The sequence below is a fragment of the Microbacterium umsixpiens genome, assembly GCF_053543675.1.
In genome coordinates, this window is record NZ_JBLVOH010000127.1 from 1 (window position 1) to 4,099 (window position 4,099).

Consider the following 4,099-nt stretch of genomic DNA (forward strand, 5'->3'; position numbering starts at 1 on the left):
TCCTCGGTCCCCGACGATGCGGGGACCGTCATGTCACTGCACCAGCCCGATGTTCTTCAGCGTCGCGGTGACCTCTTCGATGTCCCCGGTGAGGAAGTCGTCGAACTCCGCGCCGACCAGGAACGCATCGGCCCAGCCCTTGGTCTCCAACTGATCGGTCCAGGCTTCGGACTCGTGCAACTCGGTGATCACACGCACCAGCTCGTCCTTCTCCCCGTCCGAGATGCCCCCGGGCGCGATCACGCCGCGCCAGTTGGTGAGCACCACGTCGTAGCCCTCCTCGGTGATGGTCGGCACGTCCGGAAGCTGGGGGACCGGCTCCTCGCTCGAGACCGCCAGCGCACGAAGGTCGCCGCTCTCGACGTGCTGGGCGAACTCGCCGACGCCGGAGATGCCCGCAGCGGCCTTGCCGCCGATGAGCAGCGGAACCGCCTCTCCACCGCCGGAATTCGGGGTGTAGTTCAGCTTCTCCGCGATCTCCGCACCGTCGAGGCCCGCCTCCTCGAGCATCAGCCCGGCGAGGATGTGATCGGCCCCTCCCGCCGAGCCGCCCGTGATCGTGACCGACTGCCCGTTGTCGGCGATGTCCTCCACCAGATCCTCGAGGGTGTCGTACTTCGAATCGGCCGGGACGACCACGACGAGCGGCTCATCCGTGAGGCGGGCGATCGGCGTCGTGTCCTCGATCCGCACCGCCGAGGCGTTCGTCTCGACGGCGCCGACCATCACGAGCCCCATGACCATGAGGGTGTTCGGGTCCTTCTCGTTCGCGAGCTGGGCCAGGCCGACCGTTCCGCCGGCGCCGCCGACGTTGGTCACGGGAGCCGAGCTGACGATGTCTTCCTCGGTGAGCACCTGCGACACGGCACGGCCGGTCTGGTCCCAGCCTCCGCCGGGGTCTGCGGGGACGACGATCGAGACGTCGGTGACGGCGGCGGCCTCGGCCTCACCGCCGCCGTCGTTCGCGGCGCTGCCTCCGGCGCACGAGGTCAGTGTGAATGCCGCCACCGCCGCGAGTGCGGTCAGGGTCGCGATGCGTGCGTTCTTCATATGCGCTCCTCCTTGAGCGTTCGTGCTGCTGTGGGGTCAACAGTGGAAGCTCGCGTGCCGCCGCTCAAGCTTCGGAAACCATTGGTCGGAGTTTCGGAACTATTGGTCGGAGACGGTGTCCTCCCCCGCTCGCGGGGTCCTCGCGCAGGCGCGACAATGATCAGGTGGCCTCGAAGATGACGCTCCGCGTGCAGCTCCTCGTGCTGCAGGCGCTGATCGTGTTCCTGGTGACCCTGGCGACCGGCATCGTGGCCGGCGCGTTCCAGGAGCAGGCGCTCCGCGAGGCCTACAAAGACCGGATGCAGGCCGTGGCCCAGTCGGTGGCCGCACTGCCGACCGTCCTCGACGCCTTCGACGATGCGGAGCCCTCGACCACCATCCAGCCGATCGCCGAGGTCATCCGCGAGGCATCCGACCTCGCGTACGTCGTCGTGGCCGACGAGGACGGCATCCGCTACTCGCACCCGAATCCGGAGCGCATCGGGGAGAAGGTGTCCACCGACCCCTCGATCCCCCTCTCCGGCGAGGTCTACGTGGGCACGCAGACCGGAACGCTCGGCACGTCCTGGCGGGTCAAGGTCCCGATCCGTGACGACGACGGCACCGTCATCGGCACCGCGTCGGTCGGGATCCTCGAATCGGAGCTCAACGAGGAGTTCACCGCGAACCTGGTCTGGCTGATCTCGGCGATGCTCGCGGCCGCGGTGTTCGGGGTGTTCGGTTCGGCATGGGTGACGTCGATCATCCGTCGTCGGATCTACGGGCTCGAGCCCCATCAGATCGCCGCGCTCGTGAAGAACCAGGAGACCACGCTGCACGGCCTCAGCGAAGGCGTGGTCACGGTCGACGGAACAGGACGGATCACGCTGGTCAACGACGCCGCTGCCCGCTTCCTCGGCCGGGATGCCGCAGACCTCGACGGAGCGCCGGCCGCGGAGGTGCTGGGCGAGGAGTTGACGACCGTGCTCCGCGAGGGCGAGGCGGCCGGGCGGCCCGTGATCGTCGGCTCGCATGTGCTCGTCGCCCGGAGCACCGGCAGCGACGCCGACGGCGGCGGCATCGGGGCGACTCTGCTGCTGCGGGATCACACCGAGCTGCACGACGTCGTCCGCCGCGTCGAGGCCGCGGACGCGATCATCGCGTTCCGTCAGCGGTTCGGCGTTCCGAAGGGGCTCAGTGCGGAGACGCTCGATCGCGTGGTCGCGGCACTCGCGGCACGCCCGGATGCCTCGGCGACCGAGATCGGCGAGGACCTCGACATCTCCCGGGTCAGCGCGCGACGCTACCTCGAGCACCTCGCGAGCGCCGGTCGAGCGATCCGCACGCTCGACTACACGACGAAGGGTCGACCGAGCACGCGATACCGGCTGAACGGCGCCGTCTGACCTCTCCCGAACCCTGGGACCCGGTGCCGTTGTGTGCGACACTGGATCGCATTCGACGACGACGTCGGCACCCCCGGATCGAAGGAGATCTCATGGTTCGCAGCGCCTATCCCGATGTGGAGATCCCCGAGGTCTCCATCCACGAGTTCCTCTTCGGCGGGCTCGACGAGACCGAGCTCGACTCGATCGCACTGATCGACGGGGTGGGCGGAGCGACCACCAGCTACCGGCAGCTCGTCGGGCAGATCGACCTCTTCGCGGGAGCCCTCGCCGCCCGCGGGGTGGGTGTGGGGACCACGGTCGGCGTGCTGTGCCCGAACATCCCCGCGTTCGCGACGGTGTTCCACGGCATCCTCCGCGCGGGGGCGACGGCGACGACCATCAACTCCCTCTACACCGCAGATGAGATCGCGAATCAGCTGACCGATGCGGGGGCGACGTGGCTCGTGACCGTCTCACCGCTGCTCCCCGGAGCTTTGGCGGCTGCGGAGAAGCTCGGCTTCGCGGCCGATCACGTGATCGTCCTCGACGGAGTGGAGGGCCATCCGTCGCTGCCGGCGCTGCTGGGCGAGGGGCATCCCGCACCCGAGGTGTCGTTCGATCCCGCGACGCACCTGGCCGTCCTGCCCTACTCCTCCGGCACGACCGGACGACCGAAGGGCGTGATGCTCACGCATCGGAACCTCGTGGCCAACGTGTCGCAGTGCCGACCCGTTCTCGGCGTCGGCGCGAGCGACCGCCTCCTCGCGGTGCTTCCCTTCTTCCACATCTACGGGATGACTGTGCTGCTGAACTTCGCGCTCCGCCAGCGCGCGGGACTCGTCACGATGCCGAAGTTCGATCTGCCCGAGTTCCTCCGCATCATCGCCGAGCATCGGACGACGTGGGTGTTCGTCGCGCCCCCGATCGCGGTCGCACTGGCGAAGCATCCGATCGTCGACCAGTACGACCTCTCGGCGGTGAAGGTCATCTTCTCCGGAGCCGCTCCCCTCGACGGGGCGCTGGCGTCTGCGGTGGCGAGCCGGCTCGACTGCATCGTCACCCAGGGGTACGGCATGACCGAGACCAGCCCGGCCGTGAACCTCACCTCCGAGACCCGCGACGACATCGACCGCTCCGCCATCGGCCCACTCGTGCCCAACACCGAGGCACGACTGGTCGAACCGGAATCGGGCGAGGACGTGCCGGTGCCCGCCGAGGGTGCCAGCGAGCCGGGCGAGCTGTGGGTGCGCGGGCCGCAGGTCATGGTCGGATACCTCAATCGCCCCGATGCCACCGCCGAGATGCTCGACGCCGACGGCTGGCTGCACACCGGCGATGTCGCGACCGTCACCCACGACGGCATCTATCGCATCGTCGACCGGCTCAAGGAGCTCATCAAGTACAAGGGGTACCAGGTCGCCCCCGCCGTGCTGGAGGCGGTGCTGCTCGAACACCCCGCCATCGCCGACGCCGCCGTGATCGGCGCCCTCGACGAAGACGGCCAGGAGGTGCCGAAGGCGTTCGTGGTGCGGCAGCCGGATACTGACCTCGACGCGGATGCGGTCATGGCGCACGTCGCCGCCCATGTCGCCCCGCACGAGAAGGTGCGACAGGTCGAATTCATCGAGGTGATCCCGAAGTCGAGCTCCGGGAAGATCCTCCGCAAGGATCTGCGGGTCCGC

The 4,099-nt window shown here is 68.8% G+C and carries 3 protein-coding genes; 2 read left to right on the forward strand and 1 reads right to left on the reverse strand.

The genetic code is table 11. The features are described 5' to 3' along the window. Positions 1-33: 33 nt before the first annotated feature. Positions 34-1,050 carry a Bug family tripartite tricarboxylate transporter substrate binding protein gene (locus ACNPM4_RS12575; RefSeq protein ID WP_448985911.1) on the reverse strand — a complete coding sequence of 339 codons (1,017 nt, stop codon included), beginning with the start codon at positions 1,048-1,050 and terminating at the stop codon, positions 34-36. 164 nt (positions 1,051-1,214) lie between these two features. Between ACNPM4_RS12575 and ACNPM4_RS12580 the strand changes: the two genes are divergently transcribed. After that, positions 1,215-2,435 carry a PAS domain-containing protein gene (locus ACNPM4_RS12580; protein ID WP_372469121.1) on the forward strand — a complete coding sequence of 407 codons (1,221 nt, stop codon included), beginning with the start codon at positions 1,215-1,217 and terminating at the stop codon, positions 2,433-2,435. Positions 2,436-2,527: 92 nt separating this feature from the next. Then, positions 2,528-4,099, forward strand: a 1,572-nt coding sequence (locus ACNPM4_RS12585; protein WP_448985912.1) for an AMP-binding protein, incomplete at its 3' end; no start/stop codon positions are given.